Below are 24259 nucleotides of genomic sequence, written 5' to 3' on the forward strand. Positions count from 1 at the left end.
CCCGGTCTACTGCCCTGCTGTCGAAAATCGGCATAGATTCCTCTGTCTCAATGACGGTGGGGGCGGGGGGGGGGGGCGCCCCGCTACCCAACGGGGGCAAGCCCCCTCGCCACAGTAGTCCGCGTTTACAGCTGAATATCTGCACAAACAAAAACGCCGCGATCATCTCGCGGCGTTTTTGTGTCTGCTGTCTTGCTTACCCCAGGTTCTTGCCGAGCAGCGCGTGGTACAGCTCGCTGTCGCCCAGGATCCCGACCACTTTGTTGTTGTCGTGCAGCACCAGCTTGTTGCCGGTCTGGTAACGAATCTGCAGCGCGTCGCGCATACCGATGTTGGAGTCCACCAGCGTTGGTCGACGACCCAGGGCTTCAACCGCTTGCCCCGGTATCCAGTTCTGCAGGTCCAGGCTCGAGCCGTTCTGGCGTGCGCCTTTGATGGTGTTGCCTTCGGCCAGGTCCAGCCAAGAATCGCCGCCCGGATCCAGGCACACCGAACCGTTGATGCGTTTGCAGTTGTCCAGGGTGCGCATCAGGCTGCGACCACACAATACGTTCAGCGGATTGGTGTGGGCGACGAAGGTGCGCACGTAATCGTCCGCAGGGTTCAGGACGATTTCTTCCGGCACGCTGTACTGGATGATCCGGCCGTCTTTCATGATCGCGATACGGCTGCCCAGCTTCAGGGCTTCATCGAGGTCGTGGCTCACGAAGACGATGGTCTTGCTCAGCTTGTTTTGCAGCTCCAGCAGTTCGTCTTGCAGGCCTTGGCGAATCAATGGGTCGAGGGCCGAGAACGGTTCGTCCATCAGCAGGATGTCGGCGTCCATCGCCAGCGCGCGGGCCAGGCCGACACGCTGCTGCATGCCGCCGGAGAGCTCATTGGGTTTCTTGTTGCGCCACTGGGTCAGGCCCACCAGCTCAAGCTTCTCGTCCACCAGTTTGCGGCGTTCTTTCTCGGGGCGACCCTGCATTTCCAGACCGAAGCTGATGTTCTCGCGCACTGTCAGCCAGGGCATCAGGGCGAACTTCTGGAACACCATCGCGATGCGCTTGGTGCGCATCATCTTCAGTTCCGCCGGGGTGCAGGACGCGATGTCGATCTGCCGGCCTTCGTGTTCGACGAACAACTTGCCACGGCTAACGGTGTTGAGGCCGTTGATGCAGCGCAACAGGCTGGATTTGCCGGAGCCGGACAAACCCATCAGCACGCAGATTTCACCTTTTTCGATGTCCAGGCTGGCCTTTTCGACACCAACGATTTGCCCGGTCTTTTTCAGAATCTCGTTGCGGGTCATGCCCTGGTCGAGCAGTTTGAGAGCCGCGCGTGGATCTTTGGAGAAGATCACGTCCACGTCTTCGAAGCGAATAATGCTCATGCGTCACCCCCTACTTTGGCTTCGGGTTGTTTGCAGATACGGTCGAGCATGATCGCCAGCAGTACGATCGCCAGGCCTGCTTCGAAGCCCAGTGCGATATCAGCAGTGTTCAGTGCGTTGACCACGGGTTTGCCCAGGCCGTCGGCGCCCACCAGTGCCGCAATCACCACCATCGACAACGACAGCATGATGCACTGGGTGATACCGGCCGCGATGCTTGGCATGGCGTGGGGCAGTTCGATGCGCGAGAGCAACTGACGGCGGGAACAGCCGAAGGCTTTGCCGGCGTCCATCAGTTCGTCCGGAACATCGCGGATGCCCAGGTAGGTCAGGCGGATGGGCGCGGCAATCGCGAACACCACCGTCGAGATCAGACCCGGGACCACACCCAGACCGAAGAGGGTCAGGGTAGGAATGAGGTACACGAACGTCGGTACGGTCTGCATCAGATCGAGCACCGGCCGCATCATTGTGTAGAACATCGGTTTGTGCGCGGCGACGATGCCCAACGGCACGCCGATCACCACGCAGACCAGGGTGGCGAACAACACCTGGGCGAGGGTTTCCATGGTTTCCTGCCAGTACCCCAGATTGAGGATCAGCAGGAAGGAGGCGATGACGAAAACGGTCAGGCCCCATTTGCGTTGGATGAAATGTGCCAGTAGCGCGATGAGGCCGATCAATGCCAGCGGGTTGAACCAGGTCAGCGCAAAAGTCACGCCGTGGATCATCGTTTCCAGTGACACGGCGATGGCGTCGAAGGTGCTGGCGCCGTGTTGCGTCAACCATTCAACGAAGCTCGCGATGTACTGGCCTAAGGGTATTTTCTGATCAATCAGCATGGTAGTGAACGTCCGCATGCAAGGAAATAAACAGCCCGGGCAGGCGAGCCTGCCCGGCGTAAGCGATTACTGCGCGAGCTTGGCTTTCACGGCCTCCAGGCCTGGTTTACCGTCAATGGTGGTCACGCCAGCGAGCCAGGTATCGAGCACCTGTGGGTTCTTTTTCAGCCAGGCCTTGGCGGCCGCTTCAGGCTTCATCTTGTCGTCCAGGATGTTGCCCATCAGCGTACTCTCCATGTCGACGGTGAACTCCAGGTTTTTCAGCAGTTGGCCGACGTTGCTGCACTCTTGGGTATACCCCTTGCGAGTGTTGGTCGCAACGGTGGCAGCACCGAAATCCGGGCCGAAGAAGTCATCGCCACCGGTCAAGTACTGAATCTTGAAACGTTTGTTCATCGGGTGCGGTGCCCAGCCGAGGAACACCACGGCGGTGTCGCGTTTTTGCGCACGGTCGACTTGCGACAGCATGCCCGCTTCGCTGGACTCGACGACTTTGAAACCGGCGGTTTTGAGACCGAAGGCGTCTTTGTCGATCATGCTCTGGATCAGACGGTTGCCGTCGTTGCCTGGTTCGATACCGTAGATCTTGCCGTCGAGTTCTTTCTTGAATTTGGCGATGTCGGCAAAGTCATGCAGCCCTTTGTCGTACAGCGCTTGTGGTACGGCGAGGGTGTATTTGGCACCTTTGAGGTTGGTGCGCACGGTTTCCACGGTGCCGGCATCCCGATAGGCCTTGATGTCGTTTTCCATGGTCGGCATCCAGTTACCCAGGAACACGTCCATGTTCTTGCCGTCGGCCAGGGACTTGTAGGTCACCGGCACGGAAATCATCGTGGTCTTGGTCTTGTAGCCGAGGGAGTTGAGCACAACGCTGGTGGTCGCGGTGGTCGCGGTAATGTCCGTCCAGCCGACATCGGAGAAGTTTACGGTGCTGCATTGGGCCGGCTCTGCGGCTTGAGCCAGGAACGGCAGACTCAGCATGGCGGCCAACAACAACGACGGGGAACCTTTCATAGGGGCGACTCCTAAGTGTTTTTTTTGGCAGTGTTCCGACTGGACCACCGCACTTATCTGTTGCGGTTGGATGGCGTTTTGGAGACAGCTCTACCACAGCGCCTTGCAATCGAGTCGATACGATCATGTACCAGTGAAAATCTGACGCCTACAGGGTGCGTCGTAACCAGTACAGGGATGGTCGCATCCAGTGTCGGTGACGTCGTTTACAGCTTTTTTCAGCCCGATTTGCCCCGCTGATCCGCAAAAAAGCGGCGAAAACATTGCGTAAGAGACCCGCGGCGCTAGTGGGCATGAGTGCGTCGGTGTGAGACGTTGAACGACATGGTAAAAGCCTGATGATGCGGCCATCTCGACGGATTGCAGCTTGAGAGTAGCAGCTCCGTCACTGGGCGCTTTTGCGCCTGGAGCAGGCACATCCAGGAGTTCAGCAGTAATGGCTATCAGCGTTTTCGACCTGTTCAAAATCGGCATCGGCCCTTCCAGTTCGCACACCGTGGGGCCTATGCGCGCCGCGGCGCTGTTCGTGCAAGGTTTGCGCGAGCGGGGGCTTCTGGAGCAGGTGTGTCGCATCGAAGTTCAGCTATACGGATCGCTCTCGGCCACCGGCATCGGCCACGGCAGCGACAACGCGGTGATCATGGGGTTGATGGGCGAGTGGCCCGACGCGATCGATCCGTCGCAAATCGGCATCCGTATAGAAGCCTTGCGTGAAACTCACACGCTATTGCTCGACGGCCGCTTGTCGGTCCCGTTCATCTGGGCTCGGGACATGCGCCTGATCGACGAGAACCTGCCGTTCCATCCGAACGCCATGACCCTGATCGCCGAAGGCGATCACGGCGAGCTGCATCGCGATACCTACTATTCCATCGGCGGCGGTTTTGTCGTCGACGAGGCGCAAGCTTCCAGCGGTGTGGTGGATCTGGATAACACCGTGCTGCCTTACGACTTCTCCAGTGCCGTCGAATTGCTCAGCCTGTGCAAGAAGCACAACCTGCGCGTGGCCGAATTGATGATGGCCAACGAGAAAGTCTGGCGCAGCGAAGAAGAAATCCGCAGCGGCCTGATGAAGCTCTGGCGCGCCATGCAGGATTGTGTGGAGCAAGGCCTCAAGCACGAAGGTATCCTGCCCGGCGGTCTTAATGTGCGCCGTCGCGCGGCCAAGTTGCACCGCAGCTTGCAAGAGCTGAACAAGCCCAACGTGATCGGCTCGACCTTGAGCGCGATGGAGTGGGTCAACCTGTTCGCGTTGGCGGTCAACGAAGAAAACGCTGCCGGCGGGCGCATGGTCACGGCACCGACCAACGGTGCGGCGGGGATCATTCCGGCGGTGTTGCACTACTTTATGAAATTCAGCGAGGCAGTGACCGACGCCAATGTGGTCGATTACTTCCTCAGTGCCGCGGCGGTAGGGATTCTGTGCAAAAAGAACGCCTCGATCTCCGGTGCCGAAGTCGGTTGCCAGGGGGAAGTCGGTTCGGCTTGCGCCATGGCGGCGGCCGGGTTGGCGGAGGTTCTCGGTGCTACGCCGGAGCAGTTGTGCAACGCGGCGGAAATCGGCCTGGAACACAACCTCGGCCTGACTTGCGACCCGGTGGGCGGGCTGGTGCAGGTGCCGTGCATCGAGCGCAATGCGATTGCCGCGGTGAAAGCGATCAACGCCGCGCAAATGGCGCTGCGCGGTGATGGCCAGCACTTTATCTCGCTGGACCGGGTGATCCGTACCATGCGTGATACCGGTGCCGACATGCACGACAAATATAAAGAGACATCGCGCGGTGGCTTGGCGGTTAGCGCGGTGGAGTGCTGAAACCGAGTTGACCTGTGGAGAGGGGGCAAGCCTGCTCTCCACAAAGACCTCATGTGCTACACCAGACCAGTCAAAACTGCGCACCAAGTGAACACGCGCACTAAAACGCGCCACCTTTTGGCGCGTCGCAAACAGGCAAGCCCGGCTCCCCGGTCGGGGATCAAATTCAAACCCTGACCGTTCGTCACCTGTGCCAGCGGTGACACTCTTGACCGCCGCGTCGCAGACCTGTTCCCACAAGTGCTACCGATTTGCTCACACGCAACGGGGGCACGGGTTTGGGGCCTTTGATGGCACTTTTAACCTCTTATCTCTGCGCGCCATATCTAGACGCATCGCGACGTCGTTTTCAGGAGTTATTGAACGCGCATTCAATTTAGGCATGGCAATTGCTCTGTCATTACAAAGCCCGTCTCCCACGCGAGAACGATGGCAATAAAAAGAGCCTCCGCCTGAGGCCATCACCCGCTTTGTGTGAGGAGATACCGCGATGACGACGTTCAACTCCGGGGCCCAACCCCAGAACCGTGCGCCTCAATCCATCGGCTTTCTGCTGCTGGACAATTTCACGCTGATTTCTCTGGCCTCCGCAGTAGAACCCCTGCGCATGGCCAACCAATTGTCCGGCCGCGAGCTGTATCGCTGGACCACGCTCACCGTCGATGGCGGTCAGGTCTGGGCCAGTGACGGCCTGCAGATCACCCCCGACGCCTCCATGCACAAAGCACCACCCATGGACACCGTCATTGTCTGCGGCGGTATCGGCATTCAGCGCACCGTAACCCGTGAGCATGTGTCGTGGCTGCAAAGCCAGGCGCGTCAGTCCCGTCGTCTCGGCGCGGTCTGCACCGGCAGCTGGGCCCTGGCGTGCGCCGGCCTGCTGGACGGTTTCGATTGCAGCGTGCACTGGGAATGTCTGGCCGCTATGCAGGAAGCTTTCCCGCGGGTGGCCATGAGCACCCGTCTGTTCACCCTCGACCGTAACCGGTTCACCAGCTCCGGCGGCACCGCGCCGCTGGACATGATGCTGCACCTGATCAGCCGCGATCACGGTCGTGAACTGTCGGCCGCGATTTCGGAGATGTTCGTCTACGAGCGCATCCGCAACGAGCAGGATCACCAGCGCGTGCCGCTCAAGCACATGCTCGGCACCAACCAGCCGAAACTGCAGGAAATCGTGGCGCTGATGGAGGCGAACCTCGAAGAGCCGATCGACCTCGATGAACTGGCGGTTTATGTCGCCGTTTCGCGTCGTCAGCTGGAGCGGCTGTTCCAGAAATACCTGCACTGCTCGCCGTCGCGTTACTACCTGAAACTGCGCTTGATCCGTGCTCGGCAACTGCTCAAGCAAACGCCGATGTCGATCATCGAAGTGGCGTCGGTGTGTGGGTTCGTGTCCACGCCGCACTTCTCCAAGTGCTACCGCGAATACTTCGGCATTCCACCGCGTGACGAGCGCGTAGGCTCCAATACCACGCAGCAAGTGGCGATGATGCCGCTGCCGCAAGCTTTGGTGCTGTCGCCGTTGTCCGGGCCGCTGTCGGCGTTGAGCCAGGCGCGTAATGAATCGACGTTTGCCAGCGTAAGGCTCTAAACCAGGCAAACTATTGTGGCGAGGGAGCTTGCTCCCGCTGGGCTGCGGAGCAGCCCCAAAACCGGTACATGCATTCTTCATTCACATGTACCGGTTTTGCGACCGCTTCGCGCTCGAGCGGGAGCAAGCTCCCTCGCCACAAAGTGTTCACACCCCGGAAATCAAGCACTATGGCTCTGTTGGTATTGCGCCAATGCCGGTAACAGTTGCTTATCAATAGCCTGACGCACGGCCGGCTGGATTGACGCGCTGCTGGTGTACATCTGCTTGACCATGGTCCGCAGTTCCATTGCCCGCTCGTTGTTCAAGCCCCGTACTGCGCATTCGCAGGCTTGCTCGGCGGTTGCGCCGGGGGGCACTGAAAACCCCAACGCTTTCAGCTGGCTCAACAGGTCTTCCTGGTCTATCAAATCGGCGTACATCATGACGCAATCCTTCTTCAGGGAACGGTGTCGTGGTTCGATTCTGGTAGGGGCTGTGGGTGTCGGCAAGGACGATTTGTCGCAATGGCCGCAATACCTATGAACAGGTCGCTTTCGGCTAACTTGCAAAAGAGGGGAGTAGGCACACTGGACTCAGCTGGCTTCACGAAGGTTTGGTCACCCTCGCGCATCAGCTCCTCAACAGTACCCTCCTCAGCTCCGATCTTGTCACGGCTTGATCGGGGTTTTTTTTGCGTGTTGAAAAGCAAAAGATCGCAGCCTGCGGCAGCTCCTACAGGGGTTGTGTGCACCCGTGAAATAACGGGTACGTAGGAGCTGCCGCAGGCTGCGATCTTCTGGCGGTTTACCGTTGCAACACCAAAATGCGCGACAGCAATTCATCCCGGTCGACATAGCAACCCTGGAAATGCCGTGCACCGGTGGCGGGGTCGAAGGCGTTGCGGGCGTGGAGGGTGCGGCGGTTGTCGAAGCACCACAACTCGCCGGGGTTGAGCCGTGTCATTACCCGGAAACGCGCCTCGCGGGTCATCGCAATGAAACGCCGGTAAGCGCGATACAGCCTGGGCATCTGCTCCACTGAAGCATCGAATGGCCCACGCAGAAAGTTCGCCATGCGGATTTCCGACACTTGCCCGAATGCATCCAGCGCGATGATCGGCGCCAGGCAGCGGTAGTCGCTGTGGCGGTCCTTGTTGCGGAACTCCACGGGGATTTCACACAAGGCTTGAAACGCCTCTGGATCTTCCTGACGCAAGGCTTGGGCGATGGCAAAACCGTCGACGAAAATACTCTCGCCACCGTCGGCGTCATTCACCAGGCAATGCAGAAATTGCAGCCCCGGTTGCAACTCCCGGGTCGGCAAATCGCTGTGCAGTGGCAGGTTGAAGGCGGTGTAGGCATTGCTGTCGGCATCGGCCTTGGATTGCACGTTGAACAGCACGCCGAAATTGCTCTCGCGGATGAACGAAATCCGCTGGGCGATCAGCTTCAGTGAGCCAGGTTCGGTGGGGACTCCGCGCACTTGAGTCAGGCCGATATCGCGCACGGCCAGCAGCCATTGCAACAAGGCGTCGTTGTTCTCCATCAGGGCCTGGTATTCGAATACCGGCAGCCGCAAATCGCTGTGCCAAAGCCTGGCTTTCGGTTTTCCGGCCTGGCGTTCGGCGCGAGATTCATCGTCATAGGCATGGGCCCGCAGCCAGCCCGGATCGAAGCGGCTGAGGTGACCGTCCTGCCAATCGACGCACAGACAACCTTCGGCATCGACCGTGGCGTTTTCAGGCATCAGGTGCTCTGCGACATCGACGATTTCCAGCACTTGCTCACGGGTCACCGTGTAGACGCACAGTGGGCACGGGCAGTTGTCCCGCAGCCATTGATGATGAAAAGGGCTGACCCGACCGTCCGCCCACTTCACTTGAATTCGGTCCGCCAGGGTGTGCACGGCGGTCAACGCGCTGATCAACGGATAGGTGCGGAAATCGGCAAAAGCGGCGGCGGTGTTCATGGCGGATTCCTTATTGTTTTTCGGGCGGTAAAGCGATCACTCGGCCGATCCAGGCGGGTGCGGGCAAGTCGGCCTGTTCGGCGACAATGGCCTGCAGCATGCTCAAGGTTTCTTCGCTGAACGGTGCGGATCGCGGCCCGGCGAGGTCGACGTGCAGCAGCATTTGTTCATTACCCGCCAGCTCCTTGTCACCGCCCACCAGATGCAGGCTGTGGTAGAGGTGCAGGCGCTTGCGGTCGTGGCCGATGATCTGCGTATGCACTTCGACGTCTGCATCGAGTTTCACTTCGTGCAGGTAATTGAGGTGCAATTCGAGGGTAAACAGCGAGTGGCCGCTGGCCTCGCGGTTGTTGCTGTCCATACCTAGCCGATCCATCAACGCGTCAGTGGCGTAGCTGAAAATCAGCAGGTAGAAGGCATCGCGCAGATGGCCGTTGTAGTCGACCCAGTCGGGGATGATTCTGGTTTGGTAGGTGGTGAGGGTGGGCATGGTGGAACTCCACAGATAATCGCTGGTGTACACATTTGTGGCGAGGGAGCTTGCTCCCGCTGGACTGCGAAGCAGTCCCAAAACCGGTGGATGCGAGGTATCAGTCGAATCGCGTTTGCTGGTTTTACGACCGCTTCGCGGCCGAGCGGGAGCAAGCTCCCTCGCCACAGGGTGTGTGTTTATTCGCTGAAGGCCATCCCATGCTTCTCTTTGGTGGTTTTCACCGCCTCCAGCACCGCCAGCAAGCAATCGTCACGATAGCGTTCCAGTGCCGAGATGCTGTGTTTGCCCAACTGATCGCTGGTGCCATCCACCACATCGTCAATCAACTTGTCGGTCAGCTCCGGTGCCGGCAGGTACGTCCACGGCAACTGCAACGCTGGCCCGAACTGCGCCATGAAGTGCCGCATGCCGGCATCGCCGCCCGCCAGGGTGTAAGTCAGGAAGGTGCCCATGAACGACCAGCGCAGGCCTGCGCCAAAACGAATCGCATCGTCGATTTCACCGGTGGTGGCCACGCCGTCGTTGACCAGGTGCAGCGCTTCACGCCACAACGCTTCGAGCAAACGGTCGGCGATAAATCCTGGCACTTCCTTGCGCACATGCAGCGGACGCATCCCTAAGGATTCATAGACTTTCATCGCCGCTTGCACCGCTTCTGGTGCGGTGTTTTTACCGCCGACCACTTCCACCAATGGCAGCAGATAAACCGGGTTGAACGGGTGCCCGACCACGCAGCGTTCCGGGTGCGTCGAGCTCTCGTAAAACTCGCTCGGCAACAGTCCCGAGGTGCTGGAACCGATCAACGCATTGGGCTTGGCCGCCGCGCTGATTTTGCTGTGCAGTTCCAGTTTCAGGTCCAGACGCTCAGGGGCGCTTTCCTGAATGAAATCCGCGTCGCGAACGCATTCTTCGATGGTGGCGACAAAACGCAGCCGATCCTGCGATGCGCCGGGTGCCAGGCCTTGTTTCTCCAGCGCGCCCCAGGCATTGGCGACGCGTTTGCGCAGCGCCGCTTCGGCACCGGGCGCCGGGTCCCAGGCCACCACATCGAGGCCGTGGGCGAGGGCGCGGGACACCCAGCCGCTGCCGATGACACCGCTGCCCAGTGCTGCGAAGGTTTTGATATCAGTGATAAAGCTCATGGCGACTTCCTGAATTGGGTTCAAAAAAAATGTGGGAGCGAACCTGTGTGGCGAGGGGGCTTGTCGGAACGCCGCATCGCCCCGTTCGGCTGCGAAGCAGTCGTAAAACATTGCATGCAGTGTGGCTGATACACCGCGGCAACAGGTTTTGGGGCCGCTTCGCGACCCAACGGGGGCAAGCCCCCTCGCCACACAAGCTCGCTCCCACGGGGGGAAAGGGTGATTTGGGGTCAGCCGCGCTTGGTCAGGCCCATTTTCTTGCGGCCTTCAGCCGGGGTCAGAACGCGGGCGCCGAGGCGGCTGAGGATTTCCGAGGCGCGTTCGACCAGTTGGCCGTTGGTCGCCAACACGCCCTTGTCCAGCCACAGGTTGTCTTCCAGGCCAACCCGCACGTTACCGCCGAGCAGCACCGCTTGCGCCGCCATCGGCATCTGCATGCGCCCGATGCCGAACGCCGCCCAGACCGCGTCGGCCGGCAGGTTGTCGACCATGGCTTTCATGGTGGTGGTATCAGCCGGCGCGCCCCATGGGATGCCCAGGCACAGCTGGAACAACGGGTTATCCAGCAGGCCTTCCTTGATCATCTGCTTGGCGAACCACAGGTGACCGGTGTCGAAGATTTCCAGCTCAGGCTTGACGCCCAGCTCTTGAATGCGTTTGGCGCCAGCACGCAGCTGGGCAGGGGTGGACACGTAAATGGTGTCGCCGTCGCCGAAGTTCAGGGTGCCGCAATCCAGGGTGCAGATTTCTGGCAGCAATTCTTCAACGTGGGCCAGACGGGTCAGCGGGCCGACCAGATCGGTGTTCGGGCCGAATTCCATCGGGTTCTCGCCTGCGCCGATTTCCAGATCGCCGCCCATGCCGGCAGTGAGGTTGACGATGATGTCGACGTCCGCCTCGCGGATGCGCTCCATCACTTCGCGGTACAGCGCCACGTCACGGCTGAACTTGCCGGTTTGTGGGTCGCGAACGTGGCAGTGGACCACGGTAGCGCCCGCCTTGGCGGCTTCCACGGCGGCTGCAGCGATTTGTTTCGGGGTGACCGGCACGTGTGGGCTCTTGGCGGTCGTGTCGCCAGCACCGGTGAGTGCGCAGGTGATGATGACGTCGTGGTTCATGAGGCGGTTTCCTTCAGGCTTGAGTTTTTATGGCAGAGCTTGGGCGTGGCGATCCCGCTCGCAGCCCGCATCGGGCTGCGAATCGGTGGTTCATTTCGGTTCTATTTGCTGGTCAGCTTCAGGTTTTCAGCGGCCGGTTTGCCATCGAAAGTGGTCACGCCTTCGAGCCAGCGTTGCTTGTCTTGCGGGTGATCCTTGAGCCACTGTTTGGCCGATTCGAAAGCGTCCTTGTGATCCAGCAGCGGCTGCATCATCCGGCTCTCGTCTTCGGCGGTGAACGTCAGGTTGCTCAGCAGGCGACCGACGTTCGGGCATTGCTGTGCGTAGTTCGGCGAGGTGACGGTCCAGACCGTGGCCATGCCTTCGTTCGGGCCGAGGGCGTCGTCGCTGCCGGTGAGGTAGGTCATCTTCACGTTGACGTTCATCGGGTGCGGCGCCCAGCCGAAGAACACCACGGCTTCCTTGCGGCGTACCGCGCGATCTACTGCCGCCAGCATGCCGGCCTCACTGGACTCGACCAGCTGGAACTTGCCGAGGCCGAACTGGTTCTTGGCGATCATTGCCTTGATCTGCGTGTTGGCGCCCGAGCCCGGTTCGATGCCATAAATCTTGCCGCCCAGTTCTTTTTCAAACTTGGCGATGTCGGCGAAGGTTTTCAGGCCCTTGTCGGCAAGGTAAGTCGGTACTGCCAGGGTGGCGCGGGCATCCTTGAGGCTTGGCGCTTCAAGCACTTTGACCTGCTTGGCATCGACAAACGGCGTGATGGTCTGGGTCATCAGCGGGTTCCAGTAGCCCAGGAACAAATCCAGGCGCTGGTCGCGAATGCCGGCAAAGACGATTTGCTGGGAGGCGCTGGTCTGTTTGGTGCTGTAGCCGAGACCGTCGAGCAGGACCTGAGTCATGGCGCTGGTGGCGATCACGTCGGTCCAGTTCACTACGCCCATGCGCACGTTCTGGCACGACGCGGGTTCGGCCGCCATGACACTGGCGCTCAAGAAAGCGGTACCGCTGAGTGCAAGAACACAGCTGCTGATCAGTCGTTTCATGTCGGGGTTCCTCGGCAGGTCGTTTATTGTGGGTTCCGGTGTCTGATGCGCCGGTGATGCCCAAGTTACGCAGCAAAGCCCCCGTGAAAACGCACTGCGGCGACCAGCTCTTGCACTGCGGCGACCTGTGCACTTGAATGCTGCTGGCAAGTGGCGTATCAACGTCCACACGCTTCCCGCCCTCTCGTTGCCTGCCAGTCGAGTGCGCTCCATGTCCCAGGATTTCTACTTCTTGTTGATGCCGGGTTTTTCGGCGATCGGTTTTATCTCGGCGATCGAGCCGCTGCGGGTCGCCAATCGCTTTCGCGGCGAGTTGTACCGCTGGCATGTGTTGAGCGCCGATGGCGGGGCGGTTCTGGCCAGTAACGGCATGTCGGTCAACGCCGATGCAGCGCTGGAGCCGCTGAAGAAAGGCGCAACCTTGCTGATAGTCGCCGGTTTCGAACCGTTGAAGTTCACCACCCCGGCCTTGGAGCATTGGTTACGTCGGCTGGACAACGAAGGCGTAACCCTCGGCGCCATCGACACCGGCAGCTTCATCCTCGCCGAAGCCGGCCTGCTCGACGGTCACCGCCTGACTCTGCACTGGGAAGCCATCGACGCCTTCAAGGAATCTTATCCACAGCTGAGCGTCACCCAGGAGCTGTTCGAGATCGATCGCCGGCGCATCACCTCGGCGGGCGGCACCGCGTCCATCGACCTGATGCTCGACCTCATCGCCCAGGCCCACGGGCCGCAACTGGCGATCCAGGTCAGCGAACAATTCGTGCTCGGGCGCATCCGCCCGCGCAAAGACCACCAACGCATGGAAGTCGCCACGCGATATGGCATCAGCAACAAGAAACTGGTGCATGTCATTGGGGAGATGGAACAGCACAGCGAACCGCCGCTCAGCACTTTGGAGCTGGCGGAATCGATCAAAGTGACCCGACGTCAACTAGAACGCCTGTTTCGCCTGCACCTGCACGATACGCCGAGCAATTTCTATCTGCGATTAAGGCTGGAGAAGGCGCGGCAGCTGCTGCGCCAGACGGACATGAGCGTGTTGGAGGTGAGTATCGCCTGCGGGTTTGAATCGCCATCGTATTTCACCCGCAGTTATCGGGCGAGGTTTGAGCGGTGCCCGCGGGAGGATCGCCGACAAAGCCAGAAGGCCTGAAACCGACCTCCTACGGGATTTAAGTCGTTATTTCTTCATCAGCGCCGAGCAGGCCGCTTTGTAAGCCTCGTGCTGATACTTGTTCAGCGTGGCCGGCAGTTCAAAGTCGAACTTTTTGTTCTGCGCATTGATGGTTTGCGGCGACAGCAGCGTCACCTCGCAATTTTCCAGCAACTGGAAAACCCCTTCGATCTTGAACGTGGTTGGCCCACCGGCGAACTCACCTTTCTTGCTGCGCTTCTTGATCGCGATCCGGTCGATTGAATTCTCACGAATAAACGACGCCGCCTGCGCGGCAAAGACTTTGACATTGGCGGCTTCGTCGTCATCGTCGAGGGCGATTTTCTTGGTGGCCAGCGCGACGTGGGTCAGCCCCTGATCGTCGAGGGAGGCCACGGCAAGTATTGCTTCGCTGCCTTTGATTTCGATACCGCAGATTTTCATTTCAATACCTTTTCCTGATGCTGGCGTGCAGCTTACAGCTCTAGTTGATTGGCAGTGATGCCAAAAGCCGCGGCAATTTTCTCACGGGTGGCCTTGCGGGGTTTGGCGACAGTTTCCTGCTGGGCAAAGGCTGGTTGGGAGATGCCCATGCGTTTGGCCACTTCATCCTGCGTAAGGTTCAGGTGTTCACGCCAGGCGCGAATCGGTGTCGCGCCGTCGACGATGCGACTGACCACTTCATGGGGGATCAGATCGGGCTCGATCTTTTGTGCCACATACTGTGCGTACGGAATGACCACGAATGCCGGTTTTCCCTCCGCATCATTGATAATTTGAATGTCAGTAGGTGCGTTCATCGCGTTTTTTGACCTCTTGGATACTGACCACTTTGATCGCGCCATCCCAGTCGAACATGATCCGATAACTACCGACTCGCAGTCGATAGGCATAGTCATGGCCAACCAGTGCTTTGACGTTGCCTACGTCAGGCATGTCAGTTAGCGCCGTGATGGCATCCCTAACCTGGATCTGATGAACGGAATGCAATTTCAAGAGCTGCTTAACGGCCTTTCGAGTCCAGTGAATGCTGTTCATGGAAGAATATAAGTCTTTTATAAGATTTGCGAATCTTTACTTATATTTTTCAGGTGGCCAACAAATGAAATTTGTCAGCATGTTGCTCGAAAAAGCTGTGTTAAGCCTTGCTCGGCGGGGAGTTGTAGTCTTGCTCAGTGAGGCTTGTGGGAAAGGTCTTTATTGGGGGGTAAAAGCTGGTAGGGCTACCAGCTTTCGACGGACGATTCAGGATCACTCCTGCCCAATCGACTCCAAAAACTCCGACCGCTCGTCACTCATCCGCGCCACGCAATCATTTTGCGCAATGTTGAACGCCTTGCTGCCGCTCGTCGCCGGAAACGCTTCCACCGCGCAATCGGCATCCCGGGTTTTCAGCCACTGCTGTTGCGCGGTCTTGATTTTGGCGGTGATGTCGGCCAGTTGCGCCTTGTTACTGCCGTAGCGCGTTTGCATGCGTTCGCTCAGGTTTTGGTAGTTGTCGCTCAGCAGCTGTTCGGCGGTGTTTCTGCTGTAAGCCGAGCACTCCAGGGTCTGGACTTCGTTTGCGACGGCGTCGCAGGGGTTGTCGTCGGCCTCTTCGGCCGCCTGTACGCCGGTCGCTATCAGTGCCAAAGCCAGGAAGATGGATTTCATTGCGTCGCCGCCCTTAATTCAGTGAAACATTCGGTGATGCGACGAATTCTGGCCCATGCGAACGGGCTTGAACAGGTAGGCAATCACGTCGGTTGGCGACCCTTTGTCGCGGATTGACGCTTTCGGCAATTCCCCTGTCGTTTTTGCACCCGGCTGCACCGTCCCTCAGGCATATGCTGGCCCCAAAGCGCCGGCACACGATTCGGCGCATGAATCGCTAATAGGGGACTGCCTGATGAGCCCAGCCGAATTACACGCCGACAGCATCGTTATCGACGGCCTGATTATTGCCAAGTGGAACCGTGAGCTGTTCGAAGACATGCGCAAGGGCGGTCTGACCGCGGCCAACTGCACCGTGTCGGTGTGGGAGGGCTTCCAGGCCACCGTCAACAACATCGCTGCCAGCCAGAAGCTGATTCGCGAGAACAGCGACCTGGTGATCCCGGTGCGTACCACCGCCGACATCCGCAAAGCCAAGGAGCAGGGCAAGACCGGCATCTTGTTCGGCTTCCAGAACGCTCACGCCTTCGAAGACCAGATCGGCTATGTCGAAGTCTTCAAGCAACTGGGCGTCGGTATTGTGCAGATGTGCTACAACACCCAGAACCTGGTCGGTACCGGTTGCTATGAACGCGATGGCGGCCTGTCGGGTTTCGGTCGCGAAATCGTTGCCGAGATGAACCGCGTCGGCGTCATGTGCGACCTGTCCCACGTCGGCTCGAAGACCTCCGAAGAAGTCATCCTCGAATCCAAGAAGCCGGTCTGCTACTCCCATTGCCTGCCGTCGGGCCTGAAAGTGCACCCGCGCAACAAGTCCGATGAAGAACTGAAGTTCATCGCCGATCACGGCGGTTTCGTCGGCGTGACCATGTTCGCGCCGTTCCTGGCCAAGGGTATCGATTCGACCATCGACGATTACGCCGAAGCCATCGAGTACACCATGAACATCGTCGGCGAAGACGCCATCGGCATCGGCACCGACTTCACCCAGGGCCATGGCCAGGACTTCTTCGAATACCTGACCCATGACAAGGGCTACGCCCGCCGTCTGACCAGCTTCGGCAAGATCATCAACCCGCTGGGCATCCGCACCGTGGGCGAGTTCCCGAACCTGACCGAAACCCTGCTCAAGCGCGGCCATTCCGAGCGCGTGGTGCGCAAGATCATGGGCGAAAACTGGGTCAACGTTTTGAAAGACGTTTGGGGCGAATAAGCCGCCGCACCTGAAGAATCCTTTCCCCCGGCCGTCCGTGCCGGGGGCAATACAACAAATTTTCTGGAGTTAAGTTTCCATGGCCAAGATCGCCCCGCAATTGCCAATCGAAGTCGACAGCGAAACCGGTATCTGGACCTCTGATGCCCTGCCGATGCTGTATGTGCCGCGTCACTTCTTCGTCAACAACCACATGGGCATCGAGGAAGTGCTGGGCGCCGATGCCTACGCCGAAATCCTCTACAAGGCCGGCTACAAGTCCGCCTGGCACTGGTGTGAAAAAGAAGCCGAATGCCACGGCCTGGAAGGCGTCGCGGTGTTCGAGCACTACATGAAGCGCCTGTCGCAGCGCGGTTGGGGCCTGTTCAAGATCCAGGACATCGACCTCGACAAAGGCACCGCCAGCGTCAAGCTCGAACACTCCGCATTCGTCTACGTGTACGGCAAGGTCGGACGCAAGGTCGACTACATGTTCACTGGCTGGTTCGCCGGCGCCATGGACCAGATCCTGGCTGCTCGCGGCAGCAAGATCCGCACCGTCGCCGAACAAGTTTACGGTGGCTCCGAAGAAGGCCACGACGACGGTTTGTTCACCGTCAAGCCGTTGTAAGTCGAGGAACCCGCCATGGCTTTCGAAGCAATGTTCCAGCCGATCCAGATCGGCAAACTGACCATCCGCAACCGCGTGCTCAGCACCGCGCATGCTGAGGTCTACGCCACCGACGGCGGCATGACCACCGATCGGTACGTCAAGTATTACGAAGAGAAAGCCAAGGGCGGGATCGGCCTGGCGATTTGCGGCGGTTCCTCCAGCGTGGCCATCGACAGCCCGCAAGGCTGGTGGAAGTCGGTCAACCTGGCCGACGACCGGATTATTCCGCACTTCCAGAATCTGGCCGATGCCATGCACAAGCATGGCGCCAAGATCATGATCCAGATTACCCACATGGGGCGTCGCTCGCGCTGGGACGGTGAGCATTGGCCAACCCTGCTGTCGCCGTCGGGCATCCGCGAGCCGGTGCACCGCGCGACCTGCAAAACCATCGAGCCGGAAGAAATCTGGCGGGTGATCGGCAACTACGCCAGCGCCGCTGCGCGTGCCAAGGCCGGTGGCCTGGATGGCGTCGAGCTGTCTGCCGTGCACCAGCACATGATCGACCAGTTCTGGAGCCCGCGGGTCAACAAGCGTACCGACGAATGGGGCGGCAGCTTCGAGAACCGCATGCGTTTCGGCCTGGAAGTGATCAAGGCTGTGCGCAAGGAAGTCGGTCCGGACTTCTGCGTTGGTATCCGTATCTGTGGTGACGAATTCCACCCTGATGGCCTGAGCCATGAGGACATGAAGCAGATCGCCAAGTACTACGACGACACCGGCATGATCGACTTCATCGGTGTCGTGGGCTCGGGTTGCGACACTCACAACACCCTGGCCAACGTTATTCCGAACATGAGTTATCCACCGGAGCCGTTCCTGCATCTGGCCGCCGGTATCAAGGAAGTGGTGAAGGCTCCTGTGCTGCACGCGCAGAACATCAAGGACCCGAACCAGGCAACCCGTATTCTGGAAGGCGGTTACGTCGACATGGTCGGCATGACTCGCGCTCACATCGCCGACCCGCACCTGATCGCCAAGATCAAGATGGGCCAGGTCGACCAGATCAAACAGTGCGTGGGCGCCAACTACTGCATCGACCGTCAGTATCAGGGCCTGGACGTCTTGTGCATCCAGAACGCCGCGACCTCCCGTGAATACATGGGCGTGCCGCACATCATCGAGAAATCCACCGGGCCGAAACGCAAAGTCGTGGTGGTCGGTGCCGGCCCTGCGGGGATGGAAGCCGCTCGTGTAGCCGCCGAACGTGGCCACGACGTGACCCTGTTCGAGAAGAAAGAATTCATCGGCGGGCAGATCACCACCGCCTCGAAAGCCCCGCAACGGGACCAGATCGCCGGTATCACCCGTTGGTTCCAGCTGGAACTGGCGCGTTTGAAAGTCGACCTGCGCCTGGGCGTGGCGGCGGATGCGGCGACCATTCTCGACCTGCGTCCGGATGTAGTGGTGCTCGCCGTTGGCGGCCATCCATTCCTGGAGCAGAACGAGCACTGGGGCGCGGCTGAAGGCCTGGTGGTCAGCAGTTGGGACGTGCTCGACGGCAAGGTTGCACCGGGCAAGAACGTGCTGGTCTACGACACCATTTGCGAGTTCACCGGGATGTCGGTTGCCGACTTCCTTGCCGACAAGGGCAGCCAGGTCGAGATCGTCACTGACGACATCAAGCCGGGCGTGGCCATCGGCGGTACGTCGTTCCCGACTTACTACCGCAGCATGTACCCGAAAGAAGTGATCATGACCGGCGACATGATGCTGGAAAAGGTCTACCGCGAAGGCGACAAGCTGGTGGCGGTGCTGGAAAACGAATACACCGGCGCCAAAGAGGAGCGGGTGGTTGACCAGGTCGTGGTCGAGAACGGCGTGCGGCCGGACGAAGAAATCTACTATGCACTGAAGGAAGGCTCGCGCAACAAAGGCCAGATGGACATTGAAGCCCTGTTCGCGATCAAGCCACAACCTTCGCTGAGCCAGGCGGGCGACGGCTACTTGCTGTTCCGCATCGGTGACTGCGTAGCCCAGCGCAACACCCACGCGGCGATCTACGACGCGCTGCGGTTGTGCAAGGATTTCTAACGGATTTACCACCATCACCTGTGGCGAGGGAGCTTGCTCCCGCTGGGCTGCGAAGCAGCCCCAAAACCTGCAGTCGAGGTGTATCAGGTGTACACCTGAGACTGTTTTGGGAGCGCTTCGCACTCCAGCGGGAGCAAGCTCCCTCGCCACAAGTAGGTGCGTCGCTCTCATCGGCACGCACATGACCCCGAGGTCTTTGGGAGCTCCACCATGTTGAACACCCTTCTTCCAATCCTGTTGTTTGCTGCCCTGGGCCTGGCTGTCCTGGGCGCGTTGCGGCGGGTGGCTATGTGGCGTCAGGGCCGGGCTTCGAAAGTCGACCTGATCGGCGGTCTGTTCGCCATGCCCAAGCGTTACATGGTCGATTTGCACCACGTCGTCGCGCGGGACAAATACATCGCCAATACTCACGTCGCCACGGCCGGTGGTGCGGTGGCGTCCATTGTGCTGGCGATTCTGGTTCACGGTTTCGGCCTGCATAACCGCATCCTCGGTTATGCACTGCTGTTGATGACGGCAGTGATGTTCGTCGGTGCGATCTTTGTCTTCCTGCGCCGCCGCAATCCGCCGGCCCGGTTGTCCAAAGGTCCGTGGATGCGCCTGCCGAAAAGCCTGCTGGCGTTCTCGGCGTCGTTCTTCCTGTTGACCCTGCCGGTGGCGGGCATCCTTCCGGAAAACTTCGGTGGCTGGGTGCTGGCGGCGATTCTCGGCGTCGGTGTGCTGTGGGGCGTGTCGGAACTGTTCTTCGGCATGACCTGGGGCGGGCCGATGAAGCACGCCTTCGCCGGTGCCTTGCACCTGGCTTGGCACCGTCGCTCCGAACGTTTTGGCGGCGGTCGTTCCACCGGCTTGAAGCCGTTGGATCTGAACGACCCGACCGCGCCATTGGGCGTGGAAAAACCCAAGGATTTCACCTGGAACCAACTGCTCGGCTTCGACGCCTGCGTGCAGTGCGGTAAATGTGAAGCTGCGTGCCCGGCGTTCGCCGCCGGCCAGCCGCTGAACCCGAAAAAACTGATTCAGGACATGGTCGTCGGCCTGGCCGGTGGTACAGACGCCAAGTTCGCTGGCAGCCCTTACCCAGGCAAGCCGATCGGTGAGCACGCCGGCAACCCGCATCAACCGATCGTCAATGGTCTGGTGGACGCTGAAACCCTGTGGTCCTGCACCACCTGCCGTGCCTGCGTCGAGGAATGCCCGATGATGATCGAGCACGTCGACGCCATCGTCGACATGCGTCGCCATCTGACCCTGGAAAAAGGCGCGACCCCGAACAAGGGCGCCGAAGTCCTGGAAAACCTGATCGCCACCGACAACCCGGGCGGCTTCGCTCCGGGTGGGCGGATGAACTGGGCGGCGGATTTGAACCTGAGCCTGCTCAGCGAGAAGAAATCCACCGACGTGCTGTTCTGGGTCGGCGACGGTGCCTTCGACATGCGCAACCAGCGTACCCTGCGTGCCTTCGTCAAAGTGCTGAAAGCGGCCAAGGTCGACTTCGCAGTGCTGGGCCTTGAAGAGCGTGACAGCGGTGATGTGGCTCGGCGTCTGGGCGACGAGGCGACGTTCCAGCTGTTGGCCAAACGCAACATCCAGACCCTGGCCAAATACCGCTTCAACCGCATCGTCACCTGCGACCCGCACAGCTTCCATGTGCTGAAAAACGAGTATGGCGCTTTCGATGGCAACTACCTCGTGCAGCACCACAGCACTTACATGGCGGAGATCATTGGCGAAGGCGCTCTGAATCTCGGTCAGCACAAAGGCAGCAGCGTGACTTATCACGACCCGTGCTACCTCGGTCGCTATAACGGCGAATACGAGGCGCCGCGTGAAGTGCTGCGCGCCCTGGGCATCGAGATCAAGGAAATGCAACGCTCCGGCTTCCGTTCGCGCTGCTGCGGCGGCGGTGGCGGTGCGCCGATCACCGACATTCCGGGCAAGCAACGGATCCCCGACATGCGCATGGAAGACATCCGCGAAACCGGTGTCGAACTGGTGGCCGTGGGTTGTCCACAGTGCACCGCGATGCTTGAGGGCGTGGTCGAACCACGGCCGTTGATCAAGGACATCGCCGAACTGGTGGCTGATGCGCTGCTTGAAGACGCCGCGCCGGGAAAGCCTTCGGCACCGGCCAAACGTGAACCTGCGGAGGTGCATTGATGAGCGACATTATCCGCCGCGACCCTCGCGCTGAATGGATCGCCCGCAACCGTTTGCACCCGCTGCACGCGGCCATGCAACCGGCGCAACACAGCTGGATGGGGCCTAACGGCGTCATCCGCAAGAATCCTCACGGGATCGGTTTTATCGGTCCCAACGGGATCAAACGGATCGACCGCAGTGGCGCTCAGCAGGGCGGGGCGACGAAACGCTCGGCCGCGGTTGAAGTGCAATTGCCGCTGCATCAAGTGGCCGCACCCGCGTTCTACATCAGCGTGGTGCCGGACATGGTCGGTGGCCGCTTGAGCAGCCACGACCGCGATTTGCTCGGCCTGGCCCATCAGTTGGCCGGCAAGGACGGCGCGGTACTGGCGGTGGTCTTCGGTGAGCACAAGGAAAACGCCTTCGCCACGGCTGGCGTTGACCGCTTGCTGGTACTGGAAGGCGACGAATTCAGCGGTTATGCACCGGAACAACGCGTCCAGGGCCTGCGGGCTGTGGATAACCAATTCAGCCCGCGTCACTGGCTGCTGCCGGACAGCCGCAGTGGTGGCGGCGAGCTGGGTCGGCGCTTTGCTGCCGCACTGGGCGAACGCCCGGCCACACGGGTCTGGCAGGTCAAGGATCAAGAGTGCATCGGCCGTGCCGGTGCCGGTTTGCAGGACCTTGCGCGGCCGGTGGCCCGCTTGATTCTGGCGGCTGCCGAATGCGCCGAGCCGGTCAGCGAAACCCGTCACGAAGCGTTGCCGGTGGAGTTATCCACAGCGGTCGCTCGCAGCCTGTCGCGGATCGAAGATCTGGGCGCGGTGGCGGTGGACCCGGCGGCGATTCCGATGGCCGAAGCCGAGTTCATCTTCTCGGGCGGCAACGGGGTCAAGGACTGGGGACTTTTCCACAGGACGGCCGAGGCGTTGGGCGCGACCGAAGGTGCGTCGCGGGTGGCGGTGGACGATGGTTTCATGGCGCGCGACCGTCAGGTTGGCGCGTCCGGCACCTGGGTCACCGCGCGGGTTTACGTGGCGGTGGGGATTTCCGGGGCGATCCAGCACCTGCAAGGCATCGGTGCCTGCGACAAGGTGGTGGCAATCAACCTCGATCCGGGTTGCGACATGATCAAACGGGCCGACCTGTCGGTGATCGGCGAGAGCGCCGAGATTCTTCAAGCCTTGATCGATGCGGTAGAGGCTTACCGCAACGACGCCAAGCGCGATGCGGCTTAAGGGAAGGAAAGGGTTATGAGCACGAAAATCATCAGCCTGGTGTCCATCGGCGCCCACCCGACCTCCGGCCGGCCACGTCGCGCCGAGCAGGACGCGCGGGCCGTTGAGCTGGGTTTGCAACTGGCTGGGGATAACCTGCAAGTGCTGCACGCCGGCGACGTTGCGGAACCGGCGCTACGTGCCTATCTGGGCATGGGCCTGGAACAGTTGCATGTGCTGGAACAACCGGTCGGCGCAGATGCGCTGCCGGCATTGACCGCTTATTTGCGTGACGCCGGGGCACAGGTGGTGCTGACCGGCAGCCAGGCGGAAACCGGTGAAGGCTCGGGTATGTTGCCGTTCCTGCTGGCTGAAAGCCTCGGCTGGCCGCTGGTGGTGGGTTTGGCGCAAGTCGAATCCATCGACGGCGGTTCGGCGCTGGTGCTGCAGGCCTTGCCTCGCGGTCAGCGCCGTCGTTTGAAAGTGCGCCTGCCGTTTCTGGCGACTGTGGATAACGCAGCGCCCAAGCCTCGGCAAAGTGCCTACGGTCCGGCGCGACGCGGGGTATTGCAGGCAGATGAAGTTGAAGTGGTCGACGATGAGCTGCTGGCAGTGGCCACGCTGCAACCGGCCAAGCCACGACCCAAGCGCCTGAAAGTGATCAAGGCCAAGAGCGGTGCCGACCGCATGAAGGCCGCGACGGCCAAGGCCAGTGGCGGCGGTGGGCAAGTGCTCAAGGGCGTTACCGCGCAGGCGGGCGCTGAAGCCATTCTCAAGTTGCTGATTGAAGAAGGCGTAGTCCGCTGACAAGTAGTCACCATAGATGTGGGAGCCTGTGTGGCGAGGGGGCTTGCCCCCGTTGGGCTGCGCAGCAGTCCTGAAATCTCTGATGTACCAAAGATCCTGTGAGTGCTACGCACTCAAACGGGGGCAAACCCCCTCGCCACAAAGTGCTCCTGACGTGCTGGAGACGCAGGTCTGAAAACCATCTCACCGAAGTTAATGGGGAAATAATGGAAGTTGAATTTCGTCCGGCATTGCGCACGGATGCGCGCGAGATTGCCCGTTTGTTCCAGATTTCGTCAGAGGGGGCTTCGGATTACATCTGGAGCCAGCTGGCGGCGCCCGGGCAGGATCTGCTGGAAGTGGGGGCCATTCGTTACGCCCGTGAAGATGTCGATTTTTCCTATCAGAACTGCCTTGTCGCAGAGGCTGACGGACAGGTCATCGGCATGATGCACAGTTATGTGATGCGTCACGATCCGTTGGCGGCTCCGGTGACTGATCCGGTCTTGGCGCCTTACGCCGACATGGAAGTCCCCGATACCCTCTATATTTCGAGCCTGGCCCTGCATGAAGGCTGGCGCAGCAAGGGGCTGGGTGTGCGCTTTCTCGAGCATGCTCAACAGCGTGCCGATCAACTGGAACTCAACGGCCTGAGCCTGATCGACTATGCGGCGAATATCGGGGCCCGGCGCTTTTATGAACGCCACGGTTTTGGGATTGTTAAAACCTGCCAGGTTGTTCCTCATCCGATGATTCGGGTGACGGGTGATGCCTATCTCATGCATCGGCCTTAAGAGGCCGGTTTTGATTGTGTACATATCCTTTACTGCGGTAATGGCGGCTGGCGGTTTCGCTCTTACAGCGAGTCACTTTCGAAAAGCGCGAAAGTAACCAAAGCGCTCTTGCCCCTTTCGTTCGGCCCTTCGCCTAGGCTCAGGGTGCCCTCGCTCCGGTCCTGCTCCGTGGGCCCGCCGCCATCGGCCATCCATGGCCGGGGGCGGCTAACCCGGCATCCA

The 24259-nt window shown here is 60.2% G+C and carries 23 protein-coding genes; 10 read left to right on the forward strand and 13 right to left on the reverse strand.

All coding sequences use genetic code 11. From position 1 onward, the window contains the following. Positions 1-196: 196 nt before the first annotated feature. The 3 genes from choV to ACCC96_RS28675 all read right to left on the reverse strand — a co-directional run bounded on the left by choV (position 197) and on the right by ACCC96_RS28675 (position 3231). On the reverse strand, positions 197-1375 hold the full coding sequence (gene choV, locus ACCC96_RS28665) for a choline ABC transporter ATP-binding protein (protein ID WP_007937962.1): 1179 nt from the start codon (positions 1373-1375) through the stop codon (positions 197-199). After that, complete coding sequence (gene choW / locus ACCC96_RS28670; RefSeq protein WP_007937964.1) at positions 1372-2217, reverse strand: choline ABC transporter permease subunit; 846 nt, start codon at positions 2215-2217, stop codon at positions 1372-1374. Before choW ends, choV begins: the two co-directional genes overlap by 4 nt. A 66-nt stretch (positions 2218-2283) precedes the next feature. Next, complete coding sequence (locus ACCC96_RS28675) at positions 2284-3231, reverse strand: choline ABC transporter substrate-binding protein (RefSeq protein ID WP_413697561.1); 948 nt, start codon at positions 3229-3231, stop codon at positions 2284-2286. Between the two features lie 436 nt (positions 3232-3667). Here ACCC96_RS28675 and ACCC96_RS28680 point away from each other — a divergent pair, with 436 nt between their 5' ends. After that, positions 3668-5044: an L-serine ammonia-lyase gene (locus tag ACCC96_RS28680; RefSeq protein ID WP_019650273.1), complete on the forward strand. Its 1377-nt coding sequence runs from the start codon at positions 3668-3670 to the stop codon at positions 5042-5044. 490 nt (positions 5045-5534) lie between these two features. Next, on the forward strand, positions 5535-6638 hold the full coding sequence (locus ACCC96_RS28685) for a GlxA family transcriptional regulator (RefSeq protein WP_007975492.1): 1104 nt from the start codon (positions 5535-5537) through the stop codon (positions 6636-6638). Between the two features lie 161 nt (positions 6639-6799). Here the strand turns inward: ACCC96_RS28685 and ACCC96_RS28690 are convergent, their stop codons facing one another. The 6 genes from ACCC96_RS28690 to ACCC96_RS28715 all read right to left on the reverse strand — a co-directional run bounded on the left by ACCC96_RS28690 (position 6800) and on the right by ACCC96_RS28715 (position 12387). Next, on the reverse strand, positions 6800-7063 hold the full coding sequence (locus ACCC96_RS28690) for a hypothetical protein (protein ID WP_019580667.1): 264 nt from the start codon (positions 7061-7063) through the stop codon (positions 6800-6802). A gap of 361 nt (positions 7064-7424) precedes the next feature. Beyond that, complete coding sequence (locus tag ACCC96_RS28695; RefSeq protein WP_413697562.1) at positions 7425-8588, reverse strand: gamma-butyrobetaine dioxygenase; 1164 nt, start codon at positions 8586-8588, stop codon at positions 7425-7427. 10 nt (positions 8589-8598) lie between these two features. Beyond that, a complete protein-coding gene (locus ACCC96_RS28700; RefSeq protein ID WP_413697563.1) occupies positions 8599-9078 on the reverse strand; it encodes a thioesterase family protein in 480 nt (159 codons plus the stop codon). 179 nt (positions 9079-9257) lie between these two features. Beyond that, positions 9258-10223: an L-carnitine dehydrogenase gene (locus ACCC96_RS28705; RefSeq protein ID WP_258671402.1), complete on the reverse strand. Its 966-nt coding sequence runs from the start codon at positions 10221-10223 to the stop codon at positions 9258-9260. A gap of 230 nt (positions 10224-10453) precedes the next feature. Next, on the reverse strand, positions 10454-11341 hold the full coding sequence (locus ACCC96_RS28710) for a 3-keto-5-aminohexanoate cleavage protein (protein ID WP_007937987.1): 888 nt from the start codon (positions 11339-11341) through the stop codon (positions 10454-10456). A 101-nt stretch (positions 11342-11442) separates the two neighbouring features. Then, a complete protein-coding gene (locus ACCC96_RS28715) occupies positions 11443-12387 on the reverse strand; it encodes a choline ABC transporter substrate-binding protein (protein ID WP_007937989.1) in 945 nt (314 codons plus the stop codon). Positions 12388-12598: 211 nt separating this feature from the next. On the opposite strand from ACCC96_RS28715, the gene ACCC96_RS28720 reads away from it, so the two are divergent. Continuing rightward, positions 12599-13546: a GlxA family transcriptional regulator gene (locus ACCC96_RS28720; RefSeq protein WP_413697564.1), complete on the forward strand. Its 948-nt coding sequence runs from the start codon at positions 12599-12601 to the stop codon at positions 13544-13546. A gap of 27 nt (positions 13547-13573) precedes the next feature. Here the strand turns inward: ACCC96_RS28720 and ACCC96_RS28725 are convergent, their stop codons facing one another. The 4 genes from ACCC96_RS28725 to ACCC96_RS28740 all read right to left on the reverse strand — a co-directional run bounded on the left by ACCC96_RS28725 (position 13574) and on the right by ACCC96_RS28740 (position 15199). Beyond that, positions 13574-13990, reverse strand: a complete 417-nt coding sequence (locus tag ACCC96_RS28725) for a DUF3010 family protein (RefSeq protein ID WP_258671398.1) — start codon at positions 13988-13990, stop codon at positions 13574-13576. A gap of 32 nt (positions 13991-14022) precedes the next feature. Further along, entirely contained in the window at positions 14023-14346 is a 324-nt protein-coding gene (locus ACCC96_RS28730) for a helix-turn-helix domain-containing protein (protein WP_019650279.1), read from the reverse strand. Continuing rightward, on the reverse strand, positions 14330-14584 hold the full coding sequence (locus tag ACCC96_RS28735) for a type II toxin-antitoxin system RelE family toxin (RefSeq protein ID WP_019650280.1): 255 nt from the start codon (positions 14582-14584) through the stop codon (positions 14330-14332). Before ACCC96_RS28735 ends, ACCC96_RS28730 begins: the two co-directional genes overlap by 17 nt. A 213-nt stretch (positions 14585-14797) precedes the next feature. Continuing rightward, positions 14798-15199, reverse strand: a complete 402-nt coding sequence (locus ACCC96_RS28740) for a lysozyme inhibitor LprI family protein (protein WP_258671396.1) — start codon at positions 15197-15199, stop codon at positions 14798-14800. A gap of 235 nt (positions 15200-15434) precedes the next feature. Here ACCC96_RS28740 and ACCC96_RS28745 point away from each other — a divergent pair, with 235 nt between their 5' ends. The 7 genes from ACCC96_RS28745 (at position 15435) to ACCC96_RS28775 (ending at position 24037) form a co-directional block, all read left to right on the forward strand. Then, positions 15435-16412 carry a dipeptidase gene (locus tag ACCC96_RS28745; protein WP_007907542.1) on the forward strand — a complete coding sequence of 326 codons (978 nt, stop codon included), beginning with the start codon at positions 15435-15437 and terminating at the stop codon, positions 16410-16412. Between the two features lie 79 nt (positions 16413-16491). After that, a complete protein-coding gene (locus ACCC96_RS28750) occupies positions 16492-17022 on the forward strand; it encodes a DUF5943 domain-containing protein (RefSeq protein ID WP_052967365.1) in 531 nt (176 codons plus the stop codon). A gap of 15 nt (positions 17023-17037) precedes the next feature. Further along, entirely contained in the window at positions 17038-19098 is a 2061-nt protein-coding gene (dgcA, locus tag ACCC96_RS28755) for a dimethylglycine demethylation protein DgcA (RefSeq protein ID WP_019580673.1), read from the forward strand. A 210-nt stretch (positions 19099-19308) separates the two neighbouring features. Beyond that, positions 19309-21258, forward strand: a complete 1950-nt coding sequence (gene dgcB / locus ACCC96_RS28760) for a dimethylglycine demethylation protein DgcB (protein ID WP_413697565.1) — start codon at positions 19309-19311, stop codon at positions 21256-21258. Further along, on the forward strand, positions 21258-22478 hold the full coding sequence (locus ACCC96_RS28765; RefSeq protein WP_413697566.1) for an electron transfer flavoprotein subunit alpha/FixB family protein: 1221 nt from the start codon (positions 21258-21260) through the stop codon (positions 22476-22478). The genes dgcB and ACCC96_RS28765 overlap by 1 nt, the downstream gene beginning before the upstream one ends. A gap of 15 nt (positions 22479-22493) precedes the next feature. Next, entirely contained in the window at positions 22494-23264 is a 771-nt protein-coding gene (locus ACCC96_RS28770) for an electron transfer flavoprotein subunit beta (protein ID WP_007938007.1), read from the forward strand. Between the two features lie 206 nt (positions 23265-23470). Further along, positions 23471-24037: an N-acetyltransferase family protein gene (locus ACCC96_RS28775; RefSeq protein WP_413697567.1), complete on the forward strand. Its 567-nt coding sequence runs from the start codon at positions 23471-23473 to the stop codon at positions 24035-24037. Positions 24038-24259: the final 222 nt, after the last annotated feature.

The organism is Pseudomonas sp. Pseusp11 (assembly GCF_047304405.1).
Lineage (GTDB): Bacteria > Pseudomonadota > Gammaproteobacteria > Pseudomonadales > Pseudomonadaceae > Aquipseudomonas.